Origin of the sequence: Halodesulfovibrio spirochaetisodalis, from assembly GCF_001672295.1 — a bacterium.
Lineage (GTDB): Bacteria > Desulfobacterota > Desulfovibrionia > Desulfovibrionales > Desulfovibrionaceae > Halodesulfovibrio > Halodesulfovibrio spirochaetisodalis.
The window spans coordinates 1-23148 of the sequence record NZ_JXMS01000010.1; the positions used below are offsets into that span (position 1 = coordinate 1).

At 46.9% G+C, this 23148-nt stretch carries 21 protein-coding genes; 11 read left to right on the forward strand and 10 right to left on the reverse strand.

The window, feature by feature from the left end; genetic code table 11:
• On the forward strand, positions 1 to 459 hold a 459-nt coding region (locus SP90_RS16800), incomplete at its 5' end, for a hypothetical protein (RefSeq protein ID WP_231895544.1).
• Between the two features lie 326 nt (positions 460 to 785).
• On the opposite strand, the gene ald is transcribed toward SP90_RS16800, so the two are convergent.
• From ald to SP90_RS07245, 4 genes are all read right to left on the reverse strand, one after another.
• Positions 786 to 1898, reverse strand: a complete 1113-nt coding sequence (gene ald / locus SP90_RS07230) for an alanine dehydrogenase (protein ID WP_066854084.1) — start codon at positions 1896 to 1898, stop codon at positions 786 to 788.
• A 34-nt stretch (positions 1899 to 1932) separates the two neighbouring features.
• The gene (locus SP90_RS07235) at positions 1933 to 3309 is read right to left on the reverse strand and encodes an aminotransferase family protein (protein ID WP_066854086.1); all 1377 of its coding nucleotides are present in this window, start codon (positions 3307 to 3309) and stop codon (positions 1933 to 1935) included.
• A 123-nt stretch (positions 3310 to 3432) separates the two neighbouring features.
• Positions 3433 to 4584, reverse strand: a complete 1152-nt coding sequence (sarD, locus tag SP90_RS07240; protein ID WP_066854088.1) for a sulfoacetaldehyde reductase — start codon at positions 4582 to 4584, stop codon at positions 3433 to 3435.
• A 48-nt stretch (positions 4585 to 4632) separates the two neighbouring features.
• Positions 4633 to 6078: an APC family permease gene (locus tag SP90_RS07245; RefSeq protein WP_066854265.1), complete on the reverse strand. Its 1446-nt coding sequence runs from the start codon at positions 6076 to 6078 to the stop codon at positions 4633 to 4635.
• Positions 6079 to 6413: 335 nt separating this feature from the next.
• Here SP90_RS07245 and SP90_RS07250 point away from each other — a divergent pair, with 335 nt between their 5' ends.
• The 4 genes from SP90_RS07250 to SP90_RS07265 all read left to right on the forward strand — a co-directional run bounded on the left by SP90_RS07250 (position 6414) and on the right by SP90_RS07265 (position 12096).
• The gene (locus tag SP90_RS07250) at positions 6414 to 8153 is read left to right on the forward strand and encodes a sigma-54 interaction domain-containing protein (RefSeq protein WP_066854090.1); all 1740 of its coding nucleotides are present in this window, start codon (positions 6414 to 6416) and stop codon (positions 8151 to 8153) included.
• Positions 8154 to 8485: 332 nt separating this feature from the next.
• The gene (locus tag SP90_RS07255; protein WP_066854092.1) at positions 8486 to 9574 is read left to right on the forward strand and encodes a S1 family peptidase; all 1089 of its coding nucleotides are present in this window, start codon (positions 8486 to 8488) and stop codon (positions 9572 to 9574) included.
• A 19-nt stretch (positions 9575 to 9593) separates the two neighbouring features.
• Entirely contained in the window at positions 9594 to 10406 is an 813-nt protein-coding gene (locus tag SP90_RS07260; RefSeq protein ID WP_066854094.1) for an HAD-IIA family hydrolase, read from the forward strand.
• 124 nt (positions 10407 to 10530) lie between these two features.
• Positions 10531 to 12096, forward strand: coding sequence for an NAD(P)/FAD-dependent oxidoreductase (locus tag SP90_RS07265; RefSeq protein ID WP_066854096.1), 1566 nt, complete (start codon positions 10531 to 10533; stop codon positions 12094 to 12096).
• Between the two features lie 477 nt (positions 12097 to 12573).
• Here SP90_RS07265 and SP90_RS07270 read toward each other — a convergent pair whose 3' ends face one another.
• Positions 12574 to 12912, reverse strand: coding sequence for a PilZ domain-containing protein (locus SP90_RS07270; RefSeq protein ID WP_066854098.1), 339 nt, complete (start codon positions 12910 to 12912; stop codon positions 12574 to 12576).
• Positions 12913 to 12953: 41 nt separating this feature from the next.
• On the opposite strand from SP90_RS07270, the gene SP90_RS16875 reads away from it, so the two are divergent.
• A complete protein-coding gene (locus tag SP90_RS16875) occupies positions 12954 to 13076 on the forward strand; it encodes a hypothetical protein (protein ID WP_269449354.1) in 123 nt (40 codons plus the stop codon).
• Between the two features lie 432 nt (positions 13077 to 13508).
• Here SP90_RS16875 and alr read toward each other — a convergent pair whose 3' ends face one another.
• The 3 genes from alr to SP90_RS07290 all read right to left on the reverse strand — a co-directional run bounded on the left by alr (position 13509) and on the right by SP90_RS07290 (position 17244).
• Positions 13509 to 14648 (reverse strand): alanine racemase, encoded by a 1140-nt coding sequence (gene alr / locus SP90_RS07275; RefSeq protein WP_066854100.1) that lies wholly within the window; start codon positions 14646 to 14648, stop codon positions 13509 to 13511.
• Between the two features lie 295 nt (positions 14649 to 14943).
• A complete protein-coding gene (glmS, locus tag SP90_RS07285; RefSeq protein WP_066854104.1) occupies positions 14944 to 16767 on the reverse strand; it encodes a glutamine--fructose-6-phosphate transaminase (isomerizing) in 1824 nt (607 codons plus the stop codon).
• 87 nt (positions 16768 to 16854) lie between these two features.
• Positions 16855 to 17244 carry a rhodanese-like domain-containing protein gene (locus tag SP90_RS07290; protein WP_066854106.1) on the reverse strand — a complete coding sequence of 130 codons (390 nt, stop codon included), beginning with the start codon at positions 17242 to 17244 and terminating at the stop codon, positions 16855 to 16857.
• 130 nt (positions 17245 to 17374) lie between these two features.
• Here SP90_RS07290 and SP90_RS07295 point away from each other — a divergent pair, with 130 nt between their 5' ends.
• The 5 genes from SP90_RS07295 (at position 17375) to SP90_RS07315 (ending at position 21118) form a co-directional block, all read left to right on the forward strand.
• Complete coding sequence (locus SP90_RS07295) at positions 17375 to 17680, forward strand: hypothetical protein (protein ID WP_066854108.1); 306 nt, start codon at positions 17375 to 17377, stop codon at positions 17678 to 17680.
• A 252-nt stretch (positions 17681 to 17932) separates the two neighbouring features.
• Entirely contained in the window at positions 17933 to 18412 is a 480-nt protein-coding gene (gene ilvN, locus SP90_RS07300) for an acetolactate synthase small subunit (RefSeq protein WP_066854110.1), read from the forward strand.
• Positions 18413 to 18430: 18 nt separating this feature from the next.
• A complete protein-coding gene (locus SP90_RS07305) occupies positions 18431 to 19351 on the forward strand; it encodes a bifunctional enoyl-CoA hydratase/phosphate acetyltransferase (protein WP_066854112.1) in 921 nt (306 codons plus the stop codon).
• 5 nt (positions 19352 to 19356) lie between these two features.
• Positions 19357 to 20475 (forward strand): butyrate kinase, encoded by a 1119-nt coding sequence (gene buk, locus SP90_RS07310; RefSeq protein ID WP_066854114.1) that lies wholly within the window; start codon positions 19357 to 19359, stop codon positions 20473 to 20475.
• A 79-nt stretch (positions 20476 to 20554) separates the two neighbouring features.
• Positions 20555 to 21118, forward strand: a complete 564-nt coding sequence (locus tag SP90_RS07315; protein WP_066854116.1) for a TetR/AcrR family transcriptional regulator — start codon at positions 20555 to 20557, stop codon at positions 21116 to 21118.
• A gap of 294 nt (positions 21119 to 21412) precedes the next feature.
• Here SP90_RS07315 and SP90_RS07320 read toward each other — a convergent pair whose 3' ends face one another.
• Together SP90_RS07320 and SP90_RS07325 are read right to left on the reverse strand one after the other, a co-directional pair.
• Positions 21413 to 21796, reverse strand: a complete 384-nt coding sequence (locus SP90_RS07320) for a Spy/CpxP family protein refolding chaperone (RefSeq protein ID WP_066854118.1) — start codon at positions 21794 to 21796, stop codon at positions 21413 to 21415.
• Between the two features lie 103 nt (positions 21797 to 21899).
• Positions 21900 to 22955 carry a glycosyltransferase family 9 protein gene (locus SP90_RS07325; protein WP_082936343.1) on the reverse strand — a complete coding sequence of 352 codons (1056 nt, stop codon included), beginning with the start codon at positions 22953 to 22955 and terminating at the stop codon, positions 21900 to 21902.
• Positions 22956 to 23148: the final 193 nt, after the last annotated feature.

A 23148-nucleotide genomic window follows, 5' to 3' on the forward strand; every position in this document is an offset into this window, starting at 1 on the left:
CAAAGCATGCAGGGGGCTTATATATGGAAAACAATGAAGGGAGTAGAAACGCCCTTCTACTCCCTTCCACAAGGATATGCAGTCCAACCCAGCGGACGCATCAGCGATACAGGTACAGCCCACACTGTACCAACCAACCCTACCCAGAGTGGCTACAAAAGCACCCTACATGCCTTTGCCGCTTCCTTATCTTGTTTACCATTGCGACAACGATGCAAAGCATCTCATCACGTGGTTCCCGGCTGCCCTATGCTAAAAGCAGGCGGTTTGAAATATACTATTCTGCGAAATCAAAAAAACTGTAGTAGCCAAAGGACTATTTCACATTCCTCGCAGCAATACACTAGAACAGAAAAAAACTCACCCTCGAATCAAGCGTGCTTTTATGCAAAAATAAAAACAAAAAATCAACATGTTAGACAAGTAAAAACTCACTTAAAAAACAAAAAACAGCAATAGGTTTTTACCCAAAAACACTCTTTTCCTCGCTCGTGAGCGCTCACAGTAACATGCTAATTTCTTTTGAAAACGTTTTATAAAATGTAACTATTTGCTTATCTATAGCAGGGAGCCTTGCAGTTCGTCCAGCTTCAATTTCTAATAGTGTCAATCATTACAGTGCATAACTAAAAAAGCAGCAGCATGAAATCATGCTGCTGCTTATATGACCCAAATAGCTTGTGCTACTTAGACGCGTATATACGCTTGCAAGGAGTTATCCTTACTTGTCATTCACTTCCGGATATAAGAGTTATGCTGAGCCGAAAGCGGATTGACAATCAAACTTATAATACGTCTTCAACAGGGGTGTATTCAAGGCCGAATGCGTCGCAAACAGCTTTGTATGTGAGTTTGCCTTCGTGAACGTTAAGACCGAGTTTGATCTCTTCGTTTTCCTGACAAGCTTTTTTCCAGCCTTTGTCAGCGATTTCGAGAGCGTAAGGAAGAGTTGCGTTAGTAAGAGCCATGGTGGAAGTCATAGGAACAGCACCAGGGATGTTAGCTACGCAGTAGTGAACAACGCCTTCTACTTCGTAAGTTGGGTTCTCATGAGTAGTAGCTTTAGAAGTTTCGAAGCAACCACCCTGGTCGATAGCAACGTCAACGAGTGCAGAACCTTTCTTCATGAGTTTGAGGTCTTCACGAGTGATAACTGCAGGAGCTTTAGCACCTGGGATAAGTACAGCACCAACAACCATATCCATTTCTGGAAGGAGTTCCTGGATTGCACCTTTAGAAGACATGAGAGTTGTGCAGTTAGCAGGCATTACGTCAGCGAGGTAACGGAGACGATCAAGGTTGATGTCCATGAGGTAAACCTGTGCGCCGAGGCCACAAGCCATTTTAGCAGCCTGAACACCTACAACACCGCCACCGATAACCATAACTTTAGCTGGTGCTACACCAGGAACGCCGCCGAGGAGTTTACCGAGGCCACCGTTGGTTTTTTCGAGAGCTTTAGCACCCTGCTGAATAGCCATACGGCCAGCAACTTCAGACATAGGAGTAAGAAGCGGGAGGGAACGGTCAGCTTTCTGAACGGTTTCGTATGCGATACAAGTAGCGCCGGATTCCATGAGACCTTTGGTCTGTGGCTCGTCAGCTGCAAGGTGGAGGTAAGTAAAGAGGATCTGGCCTTTACGGAGCATGCCGTATTCGGAAGGCTGAGGTTCTTTAACGTGCATTACCATTTCAGCTTTGTCGCAGATTTCCTGCGGAGTATCGATGATGGTTGCACCTGCTGCTACGTATTCTTCGTCAGCGAAACCGGAGCCAACACCAGCATTTTTCTCAACGAGAACTTCGTGACCACGGGATACCATAGTGGTAACGCCAGCTGGAGTCATACAAACACGGTTTTCTTTAACTTTAATTTCTTTAAGTACGCCTACGATCATTGTCTTATCTCCTAAGAATATCGAATTATTTTACTTATGCAGAAACAGATGCAAAGGATTTATCAAGTGCATCAATAATTTCATCAATTTCAGATTTGCCAGCAATCAGTGCAGGGCTGAAGCAAAGAGTGTTGTTGAATTCTTTGAAGGAACGGTTGGTACGACCGATGATAACGCCTTCTTTTGCACAACCGCCTGCAACAGCTGCTGCAACAGATTCTTCAACAGGCTCTTTAGTAGCACGATCTTTAACGAGTTCCAGACCCTGGAAGAGGCCTTTACCGCGAACATCGCCGATGATGGAGTACTTGTCTTTCAGTTCAAAGAGACGATCCTGGAAGTAGTCACCCATTTTAACAACGTTTTCGAGAAGGTTTTCTCTCTGGATGATTTCCATGTTTGCAAGTGCAGCTGCTGGACCTGCGGTACAACCACCGAAAGTGGAGATATCGCGGAAGTAGTGCATGCGATCGGAAGGATCTGCTTTGAACTGCTCAAAAACTTTATCAGTAGTTACAGTACAGGAAATGCCTGCGTAACCGGATGCAACACCTTTAGCCATGGTTACCATGTCTGGGGTGAAGTCAAAGTGCTGGTAGCCGAACCATTTACCTGTACGACCAAGACCACATACAACTTCGTCGATGTGGAGAAGTACATCGTACTTGTCACAGATCTGACGAATGATTGGGAAGTACTCAGGAACAGGTACGATTACGCCACCACCAGCGGTGATTGGTTCGAGAACAACGCCACCAACGGTTTCAGGACCTTCATTCTGGATGAGAGTCTCAAGAGCGTGAGCACATTCAATGCCACAGCTGCCGTATTCTTTACCGAACGGACAGCGGTAACAGTTACAGTTTGCAAGCTCGATAAAGCCAGGTGCAAACGGACCGTACTGGTTTTTACGCTCGAACTGACCAGTGGAGGAAAGTGCACCAATGGTAGTACCGTGGTAGTCGCGGTCACGGAAAATAATTTTGTGTTTAGAGCCGTCACCTTTGAGGTGTGCAAGCTGACGTACAATTTTGTATGCTTTTTCGTTAGCTTCGGAACCGGAGTTTGAGTAGTACACACGGCCCATACCAGGCATTTTGTCAATGAGAGCGTCAGCGAACTGAGCACCAGGAATGCTGCCGGCAGTACCAGCGAAGTAACAAAGAGTTTTCAGCTGTTCGTAAACTGCTTTAGCAATTTCTTCACGACCGTAGCCTACGTTAACAGTCCATACGCCACCGGAAACAGCGTCGAGGAACTCATTACCGTTTGCATCTTTGATACGCATGCCTTTACCTTCAACAACAACCATCGGGCTTGCATCGCCATCGAAAGCTTTGTGCTGGGTGAGGTGGTGCCAAACATTTTCTTTATTCTGCTGTACAGCGTTTGTTACTTCTGCATTGCTCATTTTTTTACCCTTCTACTAAAATCAAAGTATAATAATAAAATATATAGTCAGCTTTTAGGAGGGGGAACCCCTTAGTCGCGACGGTGATAACGGCTCCGGCGCTGCTAAGGGGGCCCCTATGCGCTAAAACGTTTTCTGTAAGTGGTCGAGAAGCTGCTTCTCAGTACACTGGCGCGGGTTGTTGTCCATAAGACGTTTTGCAGCCATTGCACGGGTAGCGATACCCTCGAGATCAGATTCCTGCACACCGTAAGGAGCGAGACCAACTTTAATGTCGAGGTCTTCGAGCATTGCGATGAATGCGTCTGCACAACCTTCTGCACGCTCAAGAACAGGACCGAAAGTTTCTTCGCCGTTCAGGATGTCAGCTACGATTGCATATTTCTCAGGGTTAGCCATGTAGTTGAAGCTAATACCAACTGGTGCGAAACATGCCATCAAAAGGCCGTGAGGCAGTTTGTATTTTGCAGGAACAGAGGTACCTACTGCGTGGATAACACCGTTCTGAGTGTTACCGAAGCCGAGACCTGCGAGAGCGGAACCGTAAAGCATTGCTTCACGTGCTTCGAGGTTGGAACCGTTGGTGTAAGCTTTGCGGATGTTCGCTGCGATCATCTTCATAGCTGCAAGGTTCTGAGCATCGGTAAATGGAGTAGCACGCAGACCTACGAAAGATTCCATAGCGTGAACAAATGCGTCTACACCTGTCATTGCGGTAACGTGAGCTGGAAGACCAGTTGTGATTGCTGGATCAAGGATTACTGTGTTCGCGTACAGGTAATCACTCACAACACCCATTTTGGCACCAGTTTCGTTGTTGGTCAGTACGGAAATGGAAGTCATTTCAGAACCGGTACCCGCAGTAGTAGGAACTGCGATCATCGGCATACATGGACCAGGAACAACGTTTACGCCGAAGTACTTGGAGATAGGACCTTCGTGTACTGCGAGAACAGAAGCTGCTTTTGCAGTATCGAGTGCACTACCGCCACCGAAACCGATCATAACGTCAGCTTTGAATTCGGTTGCTGCGCTGGCGCAATCCTGGATAGAGTCAGCATTTGGCTCGAGTTCTGCTTTTGCGTAGAGAACAAACTCAACACCTGCAGCTTCGAGAGCCTCTTCTACCGGCTTGTGAAGGCCGAGAGAAGCAAGACCCGGGTCAGTTACGATAATTGCACGTTTACCACCGAGGTTTTTAACTTCGTCGCCAGCCTGTGCAATAGAACCTACGCCGTGTACAGTTTTGCTTACTGAATGGAATGTGTGATGCATCACTTTCTATCCTTTTTATTTGTTTAGTACCTTGAAATTATGATTCTTCTATTTTTTGAAGAATACCGGAAGATCTACGCCGCCCATCATCAGTGAACGCTGTGTCTTAAGATCAAGGCCTTTGAATTCGCTCATTTTCATTTTGTAGAAAAACGCGCCGAGAAGGGTCCAGAGTACCAGCGCAACCCAGGATTCAGTACCGATGGAACCAGGGGAACCAGGAACGGTAAGAAGCAGGATACAGATGATAGAGCTCACAGAGCCAATCGCCGCAAAAATAATCTTCTTAGAGGTTGTCTCTTCACTGCGGAACGCTACAGCAACTTTGTATGCAGCAAGGCAGGTAAAGAGGTAACCAATAACAGTACCAACCGCGGACATGTCTACTACCCAGTTGAGTACCTCACGACCGAAGAACGGTGCGATGATGGTAAGCAGGGTTACAAACACAATGGATTTATGCGGAGTACCGTGCTGTGGATGAATGTCTCCGAACCATGCAGGGAGGATTCTTGCGCGGCCGATGCTGAAGAGCAGTCGGGAAGATGCGATAAAGAAGCCGTTAATGCCGGTGAAGATCGCTGCGGATACTGCGATTGCGAGAATCACACTACCTGCTTTACCAAGGGAAATGTGAGCAACATGGCCCGTAGCCCAAGGTACATCCAGAGCTAAAAGTTCTTTGTAAGGCATGAGACCGGCTACAGCGAGAGTAACCATTGAGTAGAGAACTACACCACAGATGATTGCTGTCACCATCAGTTTAGTTGCCATCTCATGCGGAAAATCAAATTCTTCAGCAGCCTGTGGAATGGTATCAAAGCCAACGTAGAGCCAAGGTGCAATAGCTACGATTGCCATGATAGATGCCATAGGACTGCGTCCTTCTGCGTACAGAGGGAACAAGTTGGAAAGTGAAGAGGTTTCGTGCATTGTTGTACCGGCGAAGAGCGCGAAAACGCCGCCCACGAGTGCAATTGCCAAGAAAACCTGAATCTTACCAACAAGATCCGCACCGCGGTAGTTGATCCAGCCACAGCCTACGAGGATAGCAACAAGCATTGCCAGTTCGCCGGCGTAAACATCCCAACCCACGATTGTGTACAGATATCCAACTTCAAATACCCCTGGAAGGAGGAATCTAAAGAGCAGCGCAAGCGCTGACGCGTTAAGTGCAATAATACAAATATAACCAAGCGCTAATGCCCAGCCGCATATAAATGCCGCTGTAGGGCCGAATCCGACATATGCAAATACAAATTCGCCACCAGCTACTGGGTACTTGCCAATCATGTCACCATAGCTCATGGCAACAAACAGAAGCATAATTCCGCCGAGTGCGAAACCGATGCATGAAGCAAGTGGCCCCGCTGTAGGCAAAAATCGTAATGCAGGCAGTACAAACGCGCCCCAACCCAAAATTGCGCCAAGCGCTAACGCCCAAGCCTGACTAGGCTTAATTGTCTTTTTTAATGTAGTCTGTGTTTCAGCCATGTAGTTTTGCCCTCCAAAACCTTTCGGCAGCAGCGTAACGCTGCATAATCTCACTTTTTTTGACGTAATAAGATACGTCAAACCTATAGAGTAGTATGTAACCTGTCCCACGAAGTTCATTCTACTGCTTTGCAACACTTCTCTTAGAGCAAGCCTTGTGCCAATAATCACATTTTACACAACCTCTCGCATTATAAGGATTTTTACTGAACGCCCGATGAACACCATCTAACAGGCAAGTCATTCTTGCATTGCTTTTAAAAAAAACTTAATGAGATGTATAAATTTTCTGAAAAAACGATGCAGAAATGCATTAACTAGAAATGAGGGACCCAATGCCAACATCTCGAACAACTCTTTCCAACTCGCCAAATGAGAATTTTTTCTCAACCGTACTTTGTAAAGGAGAAGAGTGGGTTATAGAAAAATTTACTAACAACCTACGTACACTTTTCCCTACTTTTTCACAAACTGAGACTCCTAAGTCATTTTTGAATCACATGCAACAGTACGCACTTCCTGCGGACCTTTTGCAACTTACAAATATGCCAGAAGGAGGAACAATTTTTGTAAAAATTCACAATGTTAACTACGGGGTCACCTGGCACTGGATTGATGACTCAACCAAGTTTCGTGCTGTTACTATCTACAGCATTGCAGATGAAGGCTTCCAAAACGCTGCGCTGCACAAAGAGGAACTGGATGTTCTGTTTGAGTCCATGCACGACGGCATCTGGGTTATTGATGGCGACGGTATTACCCAGCGAGTAAACAAAGCGATGGAGCGTATTGCCGGAATTAAGGCAGAAGGGGTGATAGGCAAGCATGTTTCGGAAGCGGTAGAAATGGGCTACACAACCACGTGTGTAACCTTGCGAGCTCTTGAAGCAGGTCACTCTGTAACAATGTTTGACGACTACAGCAACGGTGTGCGCTGCCTGAACACCAGTACCCCTATCTTTGACGCAAATGGTGAAGCATGGCGAGCCATTGCGTGTATCCGAGACATCAGTGAACTGAAGTCATTGCAAAGCAAGCTCAGTAAATATGAGCTGGAAGCACAGGTATATAAAGATAAGCTTAAAACGTTGGAAAAAGGACAAACTGAGGGTGTACTTGGCAACAGCCCTGCCATGCTGCAACTTTCGCAGGATATCCAGCGCGCTGCGCAGGTCGATGCTCCTGTGCTGCTGCTTGGGGAAACTGGTACAGGTAAGACCCTTACAGCGGACACGATCCACAACAAAAGTGGACGAGGAGAAGGTGCCTTCATTTCCATCAACTGTGGTGCTATCCCGAGTGAACTGCTTGAAGCCGAACTCTTCGGCTATGAACCGGGGGCGTTCTCCGGTGCTTCCGATAAAGGTAAAGCCGGTATGTTCGAACTGGCAGACGGCGGCACTCTCTTTCTTGATGAAGTTGCGGAACTCCCTTTGCTCATGCAGGTAAAACTGCTGCACGTTCTGGATGGAGACGGCTACCGGAAAGTTGGCGGTACAACACAGCTGAAACCGAACGTGCGAATCATTGCCGCTACCAACAAGTCGTTTGAACAGCTCCTTGCCTCCGGCAAATTCAGGGAAGACCTCTACTACCGTTTGCGTGTTCTCATTGTTTCCATCCCGCCGTTACGCGAACGTGCAGAAGATATCCCACTTCTGGTGCAGCACTTCCTTACCAGCGCAAATCTTAAATACAACCTGCGTAAAACCCTGTCACCGGATCTGCTGACAACACTTTCTCAAAACACATGGCCGGGTAACGTGCGAGAACTCCGAGCTGCTGTCGTCTACCTCGTTGCCATGTGTGATCAGGATCTCATTACTCCTGATTATCTTCCGCCCCACTTCATTTCTGGAAATGATGAAAACATGGCTGCCATGTCCAGCGCAACGCGCATCAATATGAAAGACGAAGTAGAAACTCTTGAGCGGAAACTCATTAAGCAAGCATTAATTGAAGGCAAAAGCACCTATAAGGCTGCAAAATTGCTCGGAACAAGTCAGTCCACCATTGTACGCAAAGCACAACGGTATAAAATCGGTCTGGTGGAAGTCAGCCACGACCTTACGTAACATTATATATGGAGTCCCTGCTTAAGACTTCTTTATCTCCCAGATTGAGACAAATCTGTGCAGTGTAAGGCGCGAGAGAAACTCAAGGGCGAAGCATCGTATGTTCTATGAGGGCGTTTGAGTTTTTCGAAGCAACGCCACAATGTGCGGGTTTGTCATCAATCTGAGAAAACCTCTGCATTCGTATGCAGAGGTTTTCTTTCGACTTTCTTTCCGACATCCTATACAAATTTACCCACTATTTTATATAAATGGATATGAGTCTATCCATTTTACAACAACCACTGATCGCTATTCGCATACAGAATCACCCGCCCTACCGGAGTCTCACTATGCCTTATCGCTATCGTTCTGTTTTCTTGTGCATGACCCTGGCACTGCTTACGCTCATTTGCGGATGCTCTAATCGACAGTTTATTTCTGGTACCCGTACTTACCAGAGTCGTAACTGCATAAACGTGTTGGATGTATCTGAGAATGAAGCATGGAAAATAGGTATAGCTGCTGCTTCCAATGCCTTCGATAAGGTTTCCGCAACACCGGGAACAAACCAGATCCACATAAACCACTATGGTATCATCGCCGGACAAGCCCGTGCGACGATTGAACCTGTGGAAATGCGATCTAAAAGCAACAAACATGCTTCCGGTTTTGTCTATGATGTCTACGCAAAAGGCGCTGGCCTTAACCGTACACTCATGCCCGGATATGTAGCCAAGGACTTTGCCAAGGAACTGGAAAGCTACATTGCAATCCAAAAAGTTCGTCGCAAGGTGCTCTGCGGATTTGAGAAAAGCATGGTACAAGGTTCGCTTAGCAGATCATCCGGTACATGCTGGCTTGTGGATTCCCGAGGGTATCTTGTCACCTGTGAACATGTTGCTGGAAACAAAAAAACACTCGAGGTGATTCTTCCCGATGGGACAACACATCCCGCGGCAGTGGTTATTACGGATAAGGCAAACGATCTTGCTATCTTAAAAATAAACCCGCTTCCTGAAAAATACCGCCCTATCCCTGTTGCGTTGAGCGGTATCAGCAATACCGGTGAAAAAATCTATGTACTCGGTTTCCCTGAAGGGGAGCGCATAGGCAATGCCCTGAAAATGTCTGACGGCATTATCAGTTCCAACCTCGGTTTTAAAAACAACATCACAGAATATCAGGTTAATGCTTCCATAAACGGCGGAAACAGTGGAGGCCCTGTACTCGACGCGCATGGTAAAGCTATCGGCGTTGTCAGCGCCAAACTTGTCAGCCTCGAACTTGAAGGAATCGGATATATTAAGAAGTCAACCGCACTTGCACTTCTGTTTGCGCAAGTCGGTATATCTCCGATGCCTACCATCACAGAAGAATTCTCTTCTGAAGAAATTTATTCCCAATACCGTAATTCTGTTTTTCTTATCAAGCGGTATTAACCCCTGCACGGATACCCTAATGAAATCTTCCCCTACGCAATTGATTGACTATTCGACATATATTTTTGATCTGGACGGCTGTATCCATTTTGGAAACACCGTTGCAGAAGGTGCTCCTGAACTTATTCATTTTTTGCGCAAACGAAAAAAACGCGTGTTATTTTTAAGTAACAACTCAACTCATTCACCAGAATCCATCAACCTGATGCTTAACGGAATGGGAATTACGGCTGCACCTGAAGACATTTATCTGGCATCATCCATCACTGCCCGATTTATTATGGAGGCACATGGAGAAAGCACCTTGTGTGTTGCCGGAACCGACGACCTGATCGAAACCTTGCGCGCACAAGGCCATAGTATTGTTCCTCCTGAGTCTGACACGGAAACCGATATTTTCGTACTCGGACGCGACCTGACCTTTTCATTTTCACGGTTAAAAGCCTGTGCGAACCGTATTCTTCGCGGAGCCACATTTTACGCATGTAACTGCGACAATACGCATCCATCACTGGACGGTGGCAAAGAACCGGAAACAGGAGCCATTGCCGCTGCTATTACGGCAATGACCGGCAACAGTCCCCGCACGTTCGGAAAACCCGAACGGTATGCATATGAATGCATCATGGAAGACTTTGCGCTTGAACCGGATGAATGCCTGATGATTGGCGACAACCCTTCAACAGATATACAAGGCGCACACGCCGCAGGTATCGACGCATGCTGGCTCATGCTGGCTGCGCAACCGGAAATTTTACCGGACGGCACAACGCACACGTATCGCACAATTACTGATGTTTACATTGCCATGCAAAAACAGGCATCCGAATAACTCCACAATTACAGAGCGCTACACGCGCTCTTTCCTTTTTGACGAACCAACCATGATGATTATATAGAGAGCTGCGTTATTGTAACGACAACCAGCACTATACATTTCATAGAAAGAGTACCGAATGAAACCAGTAACCGAACAACAAACGGTTGAGGTCAAAATTGACCCGCGCGACATCCATAATCCGAAAGCTGTACGCAAAGCTGCCCTGCGAAAGGCAGGACTTCCGGATACACGGGAAATAAAACTGCACATTGTGCGGCGCTCTATTGATGCGCGCTCAAGAAGCCCGAAGTATGTATGCCAGATACAGCTTGGAGAAGCCCCGCAAGAAGAAAGTGGCTCCGTTTTTTGTCCGGTAAAGCTGACCGGTAAGCGTGTTGTTATTGTCGGCGCCGGCCCTGCCGGATACTTTGCCGCCCTGACACTTCTTGAAAAAGGGATTAAACCGATCATCCTTGAACGCGGTAAAGATGTGACAACACGCAGATATGACCTGAAGAAAATTCAGGCAGACGGTGTGGTTGATCCTCACTCAAACTACTGCTTCGGGGAAGGCGGTGCCGGAACGTATTCTGACGGCAAGCTTTACACACGCGCCACTAAACGTGGAAACGTGAAACGCATTCTGAACCTGTTTATTGAAAACGGTGCCGATGCAGACATCCGCATCGACGCGCATCCTCATCTTGGTTCAAACATGCTGCCGCGTATTGTGAGCAGCATGCGTGAAGCTATTCTCGCAGCAGGCGGAGAAATCCACTTCGGTGCTCATGTGGCAGACCTGGTAAAAAACGGGGATACTGTGACCGGCGCTGTACTCGCATCAGGAGAACGTATCGATGCTGATGCGGTAATTCTTGCAACAGGCCACTCTGCCCGCGACATTTTTCATATGCTGGTTCGCAACAACATTCCTGTTGAAGCAAAGCCGTTTGCGCTGGGTGTGCGCATTGAGCACCCTCAGCCATTGATTGACCAGATTTTTTATCACCAATCACCACGCCATGAAAACCTGCCTGCGGCCAGCTACCGCATTACTACGCAAGTTGAAGAACGCGGAGTATTCTCGTTCTGCATGTGCCCTGGCGGATTCGTTGTCCCTGCGTCCACAGCTCCGGGCGAGCTTGTGCTCAACGGCATGAGCATGTCCAGCCGCAGTGCACCGTTTGCCAACGCAGGACTGGTTGTGGAAATCCGCCTTGATGATGTTGGCGGTGATCCTTCAGATCCTCTGGCAGCACTTGCGTTTCAGGCTGCTGTAGAAAAAACCATGTTTGAAGCAGGAGACGGTGTTTCCCAAAAAGCACCTGCACAACGTGTAGGAGACTTTATCGAAGGAAAGCTCTCCAGCTCATTGCCGGACTCATCCTATGTTCCGGGGCTGTACTCAGCGCCGCTCAACGAGCTGCTCCCGCACACTGTTGCTGACCGTCTGGCCAAAGCGCTGCCTGTATTCGGCAAAAAATATAAGGGATTTGATTCCAACGAAGCAAAAATGATGGCAGTTGAATCCCGCACCAGCTCACCGGTTCGCGTTCTGCGTGACCGCCAGACACTTGAGCATCCTTCTGTGCAGGGATTGTTCCCATGCGGGGAAGGTGCAGGCTATGCAGGTGGCATCGTTTCTGCCGCAATTGACGGCGAACGCGTAGCAGCAGCAGTCGCTACTAAGCTTTGCGCATAATTCAACATCTGAATTTACCAATCATCACAATAAGCCGTTATCTTTCAGGATAGCGGCTTTTTTCATGTTTTCGTATTTTTTCGTTGACAGGGCTCTCAAGAGTTACTACCTACTTAACTACTGATTGAGTAATCAATCCAAGGCACACGATGCGATTCCGCAAGCATCACTGCTCCACCACCACTGGCAGGTGCCGCACTCATAAAATTTTCTTTATGAAACGCTCTTCAAAGCCCCCTTTTCTCACCAGAAGGGGGCTTTACCTTTGCACAAGCTTCTGAAGCAGAGCTTCTACCAGCATTGAGAACCACACAAAAGAGAAAGCGCTTGCTGTTACGCAAACGCTTTCTCAAACAAAGACTGACAAAAAATAGCATACAGATTGTACGCACCACTGGACACTACTTCTGTCAAAAAATGGTTCTACAAATACAATGTGTTGTATCAGAAAATCTGTAAAAAATCGTATAACAACCCTTAGCAGGCATGCATAAACTCGGAGAACAATTCTCTGTGCTCTCCACGCTGACTCATGTGGACACCAAGGGTGACCGCACCGTCATCTGTCACGATTCTCTTAATGACTGCATCGATCATCACAGAGCGCGTTGCGCCAAACTGTGTGATATCCAGCATGATCTTCTGATCCTCCATAAACGCAAACTGCTGCGCCTCACCAGTAACTGAAGACGTTGCGAGCAAGATTCTACCACCATTTCCAGAGATGTTAATTAACATCCCCTCTTTAGTGCTATCACCATGACGCACAGCTACCGGACAAAAGCAGTTATAGCTAGACTCATTTCGTAATTGCATCCGTTCTACTTCCTGTGGGAAATGCAGGACTACTTGCGAGAATGGCTCAGTCAGGTGCTACATTACTTCTTTCTACCCGCACCGGAGGTTCTTCCGCCGATCTTCATCGCCGTACACTTAAGAACTCCATGGCAGAAAAGAGAGAGTTGCGATTTACCGGTTAATACAAAGGCATCATATCCTCTGTAAAAATCCAAACACTCCCCCCCAGCAACATTGCCCCATGCTAGCTAACTGGATAAAAAACTATTTACCGATGTCTACTCTTACAAATTAACGGTACACCTACTGTTCTCAGCAATAACATCAACCGAGATTGTTAGCGGCAACACTACTAAATTGTTTAAAAAAAATAAAGTACGTTAACAATTTTTATTGAAGACCTTGGACACGAAGAATCTCGCAGTTCACTAGGAGAAAATAGTGTTCACCAATTCATGTAAATTTTTTTTACATTTCATTTTGCCCTGCACACAACAGTAGTGCCACTCTATTATGCGCTTTTTTACAATATGTTATCAGCCTTCTTTGTATCACTAAATAAAAAAGCCGGAACACTGCATGTTCCGGCTTTCGTTTTACAAATGTCATGCGGGCTATACATATACCCTGCGAACCCGAGCCATAAGGCGGGCAACGATTTCATAATTGATGGTTCCAAGCATCCGTGCTGTTTCGTCTGCAGTAATGGAGCTTTCACCCTGTGTTCCAAGAATGACAACTTCATCGCCGCAATCAGCACCAGCCACTTCACCAAGATCAATCATTGTCTGATCCATGCAGACCCTGCCGACAACCGGAACACGCTTACCATGAACAAGCATTATTCCTTTAGAAGAAAGAAGTCGGTCGTAGCCGTCTGCATAACCGATAGGGACAACACCTATCCGCGTGTCATTGTCACACACATGTGTATGCCCGTAACTTACAGTAGTACCACACGGCGCCTCTTTAACACTCACTAATGACGCTTTCACGGTCATGGCAGGTTTAAGATCAAAGATATTCCGGTCAACAACATCGGACGGATACAAACCATACGTCACTATCCCCGGACGCACCATATTGAAATGGGATTCCGGCATAGTCATAATGGCTGCACTGTTAGCAGCATGAATGAGCGGGAATTCATATCCGGCGGCTTTTAATGAATCAATCGTCTGTGTAAACAGCGCAAGCTGTTTATAGGCATTCTCCAGACATTCAGCATCACTTGCCGCAAAATGCGTACAGATACCTTCCAGTTCAAACACCCCGTGGCGATTGATGCTCTCAATCCTGTCCACAATGGATGACTGCCCCGGAGAACAATCAGGCAATAACCCTAACCGTCCCATACCTGTATCTATCTTGATATGAACAGTAAGTTTTGCATTGGCGCAGTGTAAAAAAGAAGCGAGGCGATCTGCATATTCGCATGAATGCACAGTCTGCGTCAGTTTAAGATCAACAAGACGCGGTGCACAATCCGGCGGAGTATAGCCAAGAATAAGAATAGGCGCCTTAATGCCCGCATTGCGTAAAACAATAGCCTCACTTAACCGGGCAACGCCGAGGTACTCTACCCCTTCACGCACAACAGCGTTGGCCACCTGAATAGCTCCATGCCCGTAAGCATTGCCTTTTACAACAACAAGCATAGACTTCTGGCTGCCAACCACCCGTCTGATCTCACGTATGTTGTGACGAATTGCAGAAAGATCAATTTCAGCCCATAACGGTTCTGAATGCAGCATGTTTCCTTCCTTAGATGTCAAACAGCTCTCTCTTTCCCCCATATGTAATCCATACGGATACACGGCAACGCAGAATACAGGCCAGCACCGTTCTGATTATGCAGTAACAAACCGAGGTTCTGGCAAAATCAAAACACCTGTTCGCAAAGGCTATAAAAAGCGCAGCAGCCTTCGCAGTTCCAACGCAGCAGACTATCCGTTTTTCTCAACCATTATGTATAAATAAAAAACCTTCCTTAATTTGTTACCAAAGCAGGAAGGCTTTTCTCTCCGATTACCAATAAAAACTGACCTGCTACTCTACAGTAACACTCTTCGCAAGGTTACGCGGTTGATCCACGTCTTTACCAAGATAGTCAGCAGATTCGTAGCTGAACAGCTGTAATGCCGGAAGCACCATAAACGATGAAAGCGGGTAGGTAACATCCGGAAGAACCCATTTATGTTTCACAGAAAGATCCGAGTTCGGGTTCGTAAGAGCAATAACATCACCGGCGCGAGCCTGTACTTCTTCGAGGTTTGATTTAACCTTGGCAAAGAACTGGTCATTCAGCGCAATGGCAAATGTTGGAAACTCGGGATCAATAAGGGCGATAGGACCGTGTTTCATTTCACCGGCGGCATACCCTTCAGCATGAATATAGGAAAGTTCTTTAAGCTTAAGAGCCCCTTCCATAGCGAGCGGGTATCCTACACCGCGACCAAGGAAGAAAAAGCTGCGAGCTGATGAATATTCACGGGCAAGGCGTTTCGCATCTTCGCGGATACGCGGTAATTCCGCTTCAAGTAAATTAGGAAGCTTGCGAAGGCCGTCAAACATTTCAGTCCGCAATGAGGCATCGAGAAGATTCTTTCTTTCAGCCCATGAAAGCCCCATAAGCAGCAGCACAGCCATCTGGGAACACATTGCTTTTGTAGAGGCTACGGAAATCTCAGGGCCAGCCTGTGTGTATACTGTGACATTGGATTCACGTGCGATGGATGACCCCACCACATTACACAGTCCGACAACCGGAATACCCTGTTCTTTAGCAATACGAAGTGCTGCCAGAGTATCCGCAGTCTCCCCTGACTGACTGATAACCAGTACCATATCCCCTTCTTCGAGGATAACGTCGCGGTATCTGAACTCAGAGGCGATTTCCATGGAAACAGGAATACGTGCCCAGCTTTCAAAAAGATGCTGCGCCCACATACCTGCGTTAAAACTTGTACCACATGCAACAATGTGCAGACGTTTCGGAACAGGCAAGGTTCCCAGTTCCGGTAACAGTACTTCCTGCTTCTGCCAGTCAACGCGACCAGCTAAACAATCTGTTACAACACGCGGCTGTTCAAAAATCTCTTTAAGCATAAAATGCTTGTATCCATCTTTCTGCGCAGCCTGCACATCCCATTCAATATGGTGTACTTCTTTCTCAATAGGTTCCAGTGTGCGCGCGTTCTTTACTTCCCAGCTGTTTGCATCAATACGCACAAGTTCACCGTCATCAAGGAAAACAACATTACGTGTGTATGCAAGAAACGCTGGAACATCGGAAGCAACAAAGTTTTCACCCTGTCCTACACCCAGTACAAACGGGCACGCACAACGGGCACCGTAAATAACATTCGGGTTGCTTTCTTCCATAACAAGAACAGAATACGCGCCTTCCGCCTGAGTAACAGCCCAGCTTAACCCTTTTTCAAGAGAACCGGTCTGCTTAACCCCTTCAGCAATGAGGTTACAAAATACTTCAGAATCAGTTTCAGAACGGAAGCCATACCCTTTGGAGCTCAACTGGTCTTTCAGTTCCTGATAGTTCTCAATAATGCCGTTGTGAACAATGGCAAGAGACTCGTCCCAGGACTTATGCGGATGAGCGTTGCGCTCAATCGGCGCACCGTGTGTTGCCCAACGGGTATGTCCCATGCAGGAAGTGGCTATCGAGATATTCATGGTTTCAAGCTTGGACTCGAGGTTTCCGAGCTTGCCTTCCGCACGGACTGTTGTGAGCTTATTGTTCTGCACAAAAGCCACACCGGCGGAATCATATCCACGATATTCAAGACTCTTAAGTCCTTTCACAGCAAGGGGAACAGCAGGCCTGTGGCCTGTATACCCAATAATTCCACACATATAATACGTCTCCTAATCTAGAGAGATTCAAGTCTTTTTACGGTTATGTATATGCTTTCCGAGTATTAGGCAAGAAAAGCGCCCTGACTACTCAACCACTGGAAATCGTAAACGTTTCCACTCTTCTATGCCGCCATCCATGTGTATGACCTCATACCCCATATCCTGAAGCATACGGGCAGTTCGGATACTTCGATAGCCGGTGGCGCAGAAGACAATGTATGTAACATCCCGTGGTAATGCGGCAAGATTTTGCTCAAAATCCTCATCATGGTAATCAAGTAATGTTGATCCGGTTAGATGCGCCTGTTCATATTCTTCAGGGGTTCGGACATCCAGAAGAACTACATGTCCATCTGTTTTCATCAAAAACTGACGTACTTCTTCTGCTGAATAATGCTTCAAAACAGCCGCTAAAGACAAGCAAACTGTTCCTGCCCACAACAGCAGAAAAAACACCATGCTTTTTTGCTTCATCCTGTTCTCCTTATTAGATCTTTCAGTATACATATTCCAGCAAAAGAAACAATAATTGTTCCTAACGTGGCCGGGTGGCAGAAATATATGATGGGAAATCCCCACTTTTTAGTGAAAACGAGGTGATGATATGGGCCAGCGAGTACCGGATATTGATTTCCAACTCATCCGTCGCGGCGATTTAGCCATTGAATCGATGGATCGGGCTGTAAAAGCCACAGGTGTCAAACAATGCTACCCGTACCGGGCACGGTGGCAGTGGATGCGGCGTCTCTACCTGCAAGGACGAGCCACGTCCTCGCTTCTGCGGACATTCATCATCCGTCTTTCAAGGCACACACCATACTCCTTGCGGACGCTGATGGATCTTCATATTCGTTCCGGGGTAGATCTGGTGTGTCCTGTGATGGATGAAAAAGGGCGCTTTGACTTATAATATTCCAGCATAATAGAATTTCAGACAGGGCTATCGTTCTAACGGTAGCCCTGTTATTATGTTGAGCAGGTGAACATTGTGCACCCTTGTTTGTAATAACTAACTTGTGTACTTTGCTTGACTCAAGCTTTCCTATCGTTGTTGAATATATTAGGAACAAGAGGCCTGCGCGGGTACTTTTATTCACAATATTCCATTTATTCCCATATTAAGTACAAGATATATACGCTACAGGTAGTTAAGGAGTGTTACATGATTTATACAATCTCAGCGTTGGTTAACAACCAGCCGGGTGTTGTTGCGGATGTCACCGCTGTCTTCCGTGACCGCAACATAAATTTTAAATCTATTTCCTGTGCCGAGACTGAAGAATTTGAAGTGTCCAGACTTGTAATCACACTCGATTGCGAATCTGCCATCATCAAATCTCTTCTCGAAGAGATCGCTAATCTTTCCGCGGTTTCCGAAGTCGACACACTTGAGCGAAACGACTTTGTTGATCGTCAGATGGCGCTTATCAAAGTAGGTTTCACAAAAGACACCATGACTCAGGTCATGCAAATTTTTGAAGTATTCCGTGCAGACGTTGTCAGCATGGGGCAGGAGACTATCACTGTAGAAATTACAGGTGATGAAGATAAAGTTGACGGTCTCATTAAGATGCTCCGCCCGCATGGAATCCGCAGCTTATGCAGAACCGGCGTTGTCGCCCTTAAACGTGGTGACGAATAACAGGCCGGAGTACGCACTATGCCTATTAATTCCCTTCAGTCCCTTGCAGAGTACATTATAGAAGGCCACGCAAACACCAAACTCGCTGTTGCGGCTTGTGCGGAAGGTTTTGTTTTGCGTGCATGTGTGGAAGCACACGCCAAAGGTATTGCCGAGCCAATTCTGGTCGGCGACATTGAACTTGCTGAAAAACTTGCTGCTGAACGTGGTCTTGATCTTTCCCCATTTGAGAAATATCACGTTCCCGAACCTGCTGAAGCTGTTGCAAAATGTATCACTTTAGTTAAAGAAGGCCATGCCAGTGCTATTATGAAAGGTAAGGTCAACACCGACGTACTGCTGCGCGGTGTCCTTAACAAAGAGTCCGGCATGCCTCCAAAGGGCGTTCTCTCTCATATCGGTGTGTTTAATGCGCCTAATGAAGAGCGTCTGATGCTTATTACAGATGCAGGTATCAACATTGCGCCGAACATGCAGCGCAAAGTGGACATTGTAAAAAACGCATTGCGTGTTGCAAAGGTACTCAAGATTGAAGAACCTAAAGTTGCAATGCTCGCTGCGACAGAAAAAGTTATTTACCCTGCTATGCCGGCAACCCTTGATGCTCAGATGGTTGCTAAAATGGCAGAACAGGGTGAATTCGGCGATGCAAAAGTCGCTGGCCCGTTTGCACTCGACCTTGCAGTTTCAAAACGTGCAGTCGAATGTAAAGGTGTTGAAAATCCGGTTGCAGGCAAGGCCGATATCCTTGTTGCGCCGGACATTGAGAGCGGTAACATTCTTTACAAATCCCTTACCGCACTTATGAATCTGGATATGGCCGGTATGGTAGCCGGCAGCGAAGTACCTATTGTACTTCCATCTCGTGGTGACACTGATCGTACTAAATTCTATTCGATTGCTCTGGCCATTGCTATGGCCATGGAAGAAAAGGAGTAGCCTTAATGGCTGAGCATATTCTGGTTATCAATCCAGGTTCTACCTCTACCAAAGTTGCTGTATTCGACGGGGAAAAAGAGCTCTTTTCCCACACCGTTGAACATGACAAGCAAGAGACCCTTGCTTTTAACACTGCCGCAGAACAGATGGGTATGCGCCACAATACCATTAAAGCAGTGCTGAAAGAACACGGTATGGATGCGATCAAATTTGACGGCATCGCAGGCCGGGGCGGTCTACTTGCACCAATGCAGGGCGGTACATGGAATGTAACCCCTGCCATGCTTGATGATCTGAATTCTGCCAGATACGGAGAGCACCCTTGCAACCTTGGTGCCCCGATAGCACTTGAATTTGCGAAAGAGCACGGTGTTCAGGCATACATTGTTGATCCTGTCGTTACCGACGAGATGGACAGTCGTGCCAGAATCACCGGACTACCGGAACTTCCACGCCGCAGCGTATTTCATGCTCTGTCTCAACGAGCAGCTGCACGAAAAGCGGCAGAACAGCTTGGAAAAGAATATGCAGAATGCCGTTTTCTCGTATGCCACATGGGTGGCGGCGTATCTGTAGCAGCTCACCGTAACGGTAAAATCTGCGATGTGGTCAATGCGCTGGAAGGCGACGGACCATTTTCTCCGGAACGTACCGGCCGCCTTACTGCACTGGGAGTGCTCGACCTGGTCAAAGACGGTACCTTTACGTACGAAGAGCTGCGGTCACGCATCATCAAAACCGGAGGTATCTGGGCACACCTGGGTACTAACGACCTGCGAGTTGTTGAAAAACGTATGGCCGAAGGCGATGCAAAAGCACAGCTCGTATTCGATGCTCTTGCGTACAATATTGCGAAAGAGCTTTCAGGTCTTACTCCGGCACTTATGCACCTTGAAGAAGGTGAATGTGCTCCTGTTGTCATCGACGGCATTGTCCTTACCGGTGGCATGGCAAACAGCAAGAAACTTGTTGAAACTATCATTAACAATTTACCTCCGCTTGCTCCGGCAATTATCTTTCCTGCTGTGGAAGAGATGCATGCGCTTGCAGGCGGTGTTTTACGCGTACTTCGGGGCAAAGAAAGTGCCCGTGATTACACAGGAACTCCAAAGGATTTGCTGTAACATCACAACGCATTGATTATCCTTCCTTTTTCCACAATCTGGCAGGATAATTTCCATCATTTAACATTGTGGGGCAGATATGGGTTCATCCAAAGAACTAATCCTTAATAACGCTCGCCAACTCTTTGCAGAGAAAGGTTTTAAGGGCACTACAGTTGCGCTTATAGCTCAACTTTCTCATGTAACAGACGCTGCTATCTACAGACACTACAAGTCCAAGCAGCAAATCTTCGATCAGATTATTGAAGAGCTTCTGACAGAATACAAAAGCATGCTTGATGAGATCAAAGCTCGCCAAAAGTCCGGCTATTGTCTGTTGGAAACCCTCATTCAGGACGTTGTTGTCTTCGTAAACGACCATGAAACAGGGTACAAAGTAATCTTGACGACACACGCCACTATTCCAAGCGCCAAAATCGCTATGGAAAATATGACCGACGCACTGAAAGGAACCATCGTGGCCTGTCTTGAGCGAGGCATCACCGACGGTACTGTGCGCGAGGATGTTGAGGTAGATAATACCGCAGAAATCATCACATGGCTCATTGCCGGTCTTAATCGACGTCGCATTTTCTGGCCTGAAAGCAAGGAAATTACCGACGCCGCGGTTACCTTCTGCCTTAATTCCATCAAAGGCTTCTAAGCCGCACTTTTTGAGATCGCACTGCGCGGTCTCCACTGGCAGATGGGCATTTAGTCTGTCCAGTGCACACAATTTGAAAAAGCCGGATGCATGCATAACAAACCTTATGCGCATCCGGCTTTTTCCTATTGAACATTTCCACTGTACTGCACCTGTCGCGTTTTGCAATCTACCCTGCCGTTCCACGAAACAGATTCGAACGGACATAAAAAAAGCTCCCCCCGCACTTCATGTTTCGGAGAGAGCTTATTCTCGCTATGCTAAGGGAGAGCGACCTGCTTTCCCCTGTTTGCTTCACTTCTTTTTATGCATTTTCCGCTGTTCCATTTTACTGCGGATAAATTCCTGATATTTCTTTTGCTGCTCTTCTGTCAGCACAGTATTCAATTCGTCTCTGAAACGTTTATGCTGCTCCAGAATCTCCATTTTTATTTCCCGCTGCTCTTCTTTATCGGTTGCTTTGCTTAACGATACAAAGAGCGGCTCCATTTCTGCGTCCCTACGGGTTATTATATCTTTCACCTTTGTCTGTTGCTCAGGAGTCAGATCAAGCAACTTATTCATACGCTGCATACGCTCTTCAGGAGATTTTTTCTGATACTTGTAGTCATGAGCTAAAGCAGAAGTGCATAGCACCGCAGTCAACAAAGCTACCCATACCATTACCAGTCTGTTCATATCCGCCTCTCACTCTAAAAAGTTCATGCAGCAAAAGCACTGCACGAGGGATTCAGACTAGTATGTAAGTATAGCGGTATGTTGTCATAGTATATTCATCAGACTAATCAGTCACCACATCCAGATGTTTTAAAAGCTGACCTGCCACATACTCCGGATCAAGGCCGGTCAAACATGTGTAGCCCACAGGACATGTGCTTTTGTTACATGGGCGACAGTCAATATCTGAATTAACTGTAGTGTGAGCATCTGACGGGAACCGCCACGCATCGCTGCTGGAACCAAGTGTAACAAACGTCGGCGTACCCACAGCCACGGCCATATGACGCGGCGCAGAGCAGTTGCCGAAATGCATAACACACCGCTCCTGACAGGCAGCAACTTCACGAAGCTGTAAACTCGGAGTTGGAACAATCACTGCGTCCGGCGTGTCGCAGTCATCCAGAATTTCGGCAAAAATACCTTCTTCACCAGGCCCTGCCAGTAAAACAAACCGCAATTCAGGATGTTTTTTTGCCAGAATGCTGATGACCTTGGCGTAATTCTTTGCAGGGTATTTACGTCCAAGATCATGATGGGTGGCATCAACGGTAATAAGCTTATGTTCATCTGTTACACCCCACTCCTGCATGCGTGCTGACATGGCATCGCGTTCAGCATCTGTCAGGAACAGCTTTGGAGTCGTGCAGTCCCACTCAATACCAAGCGGAGCAAGGATTGCCGCTTTGGACTCAGATGCATATCCATCTTTAGCAGGCGTTAAATGGGTGTAGCCTATATCGTTAATCCACGAGGAATGGTAACTCAGCTTAACCGGTGCATCCGTAAGATAGGATATCCACCGGATTCTTGGCAGGTGCTGTAACCCCACCATCAAATCAAATCCTTGCCGTGCCACCTTTCTGTAGAAGGCAAATTCTTTAATCGGGTTGGACAACTCTTTCTTGTCCAACGCCCATATCTTCGAAATATATGGATTGTTCTCCAGCACAGCTACACACTTCTTTTCTGTGAAGTAATGAATCTGCGCATCAGGAAATTTTTTGGCAAGCAATTCCGCCACAGGGGTGGAAAGCATTACGTCCCCAATCTGCCTGAGCTGGCAGACCAGAATTTTTTTTACGTTGGCAGGGTCAAGGGTAATCGTGGTGTCAGTCACAGGTACTCCGAATAATCTTGCAATAGTATTGGTGCGACCAACGAGCATAATGCGCCATGCAACACTCGTCAACGCGCGCCATATTACAACTTAGTAACGCTACTATAGAAGATTTGTTAGCGAAACACTGCAAAAATCTGCCATTCGTTATGCCTGCTCAACAAAAATTGTATAAAATCAATACAGTTTTCGG

What these genes read in the sequence shown, in the direction of transcription:
- alr (WP_066854100.1), bottom strand. Translation starts at nt 14,648, where the DNA reads ATGCTGCATTCAGAACCGTTATGGGCTGAAATTGATCTTTCTGCAATT.
- ald (WP_066854084.1), bottom strand. Translation starts at nt 1,898, where the DNA reads ATGATCGTAGGCGTACTTAAAGAAATTAAAGTTAAAGAAAACCGTGTT.
- ilvN (WP_066854110.1), top strand. Translation starts at nt 17,933, where the DNA reads ATGATTTATACAATCTCAGCGTTGGTTAACAACCAGCCGGGTGTTGTT.
- SP90_RS07235 (WP_066854086.1), bottom strand. Translation starts at nt 3,309, where the DNA reads ATGAGCAATGCAGAAGTAACAAACGCTGTACAGCAGAATAAAGAAAAT.
- SP90_RS07320 (WP_066854118.1), bottom strand. Translation starts at nt 21,796, where the DNA reads ATGAACAGACTGGTAATGGTATGGGTAGCTTTGTTGACTGCGGTGCTA.
- buk (WP_066854114.1), top strand. Translation starts at nt 19,357, where the DNA reads ATGGCTGAGCATATTCTGGTTATCAATCCAGGTTCTACCTCTACCAAA.
- SP90_RS07265 (WP_066854096.1), top strand. Translation starts at nt 10,531, where the DNA reads ATGAAACCAGTAACCGAACAACAAACGGTTGAGGTCAAAATTGACCCG.
- SP90_RS07245 (WP_066854265.1), bottom strand. Translation starts at nt 6,078, where the DNA reads ATGGCTGAAACACAGACTACATTAAAAAAGACAATTAAGCCTAGTCAG.
- SP90_RS07290 (WP_066854106.1), bottom strand. Translation starts at nt 17,244, where the DNA reads ATGAAGCAAAAAAGCATGGTGTTTTTTCTGCTGTTGTGGGCAGGAACA.
- SP90_RS07305 (WP_066854112.1), top strand. Translation starts at nt 18,431, where the DNA reads ATGCCTATTAATTCCCTTCAGTCCCTTGCAGAGTACATTATAGAAGGC.
- SP90_RS07250 (WP_066854090.1), top strand. Translation starts at nt 6,414, where the DNA reads ATGCCAACATCTCGAACAACTCTTTCCAACTCGCCAAATGAGAATTTT.
- SP90_RS16875 (WP_269449354.1), top strand. Translation starts at nt 12,954, where the DNA reads ATGGCTCAGTCAGGTGCTACATTACTTCTTTCTACCCGCACCGGAGGT.
- SP90_RS07270 (WP_066854098.1), bottom strand. Translation starts at nt 12,912, where the DNA reads ATGCAATTACGAAATGAGTCTAGCTATAACTGCTTTTGTCCGGTAGCT.
- SP90_RS07295 (WP_066854108.1), top strand. Translation starts at nt 17,375, where the DNA reads ATGGGCCAGCGAGTACCGGATATTGATTTCCAACTCATCCGTCGCGGC.
- SP90_RS07255 (WP_066854092.1), top strand. Translation starts at nt 8,486, where the DNA reads ATGCCTTATCGCTATCGTTCTGTTTTCTTGTGCATGACCCTGGCACTG.
- SP90_RS07315 (WP_066854116.1), top strand. Translation starts at nt 20,555, where the DNA reads ATGGGTTCATCCAAAGAACTAATCCTTAATAACGCTCGCCAACTCTTT.
- glmS (WP_066854104.1), bottom strand. Translation starts at nt 16,767, where the DNA reads ATGTGTGGAATTATTGGGTATACAGGCCACAGGCCTGCTGTTCCCCTT.
- SP90_RS07260 (WP_066854094.1), top strand. Translation starts at nt 9,594, where the DNA reads ATGAAATCTTCCCCTACGCAATTGATTGACTATTCGACATATATTTTT.
- sarD (WP_066854088.1), bottom strand. Translation starts at nt 4,584, where the DNA reads ATGCATCACACATTCCATTCAGTAAGCAAAACTGTACACGGCGTAGGT.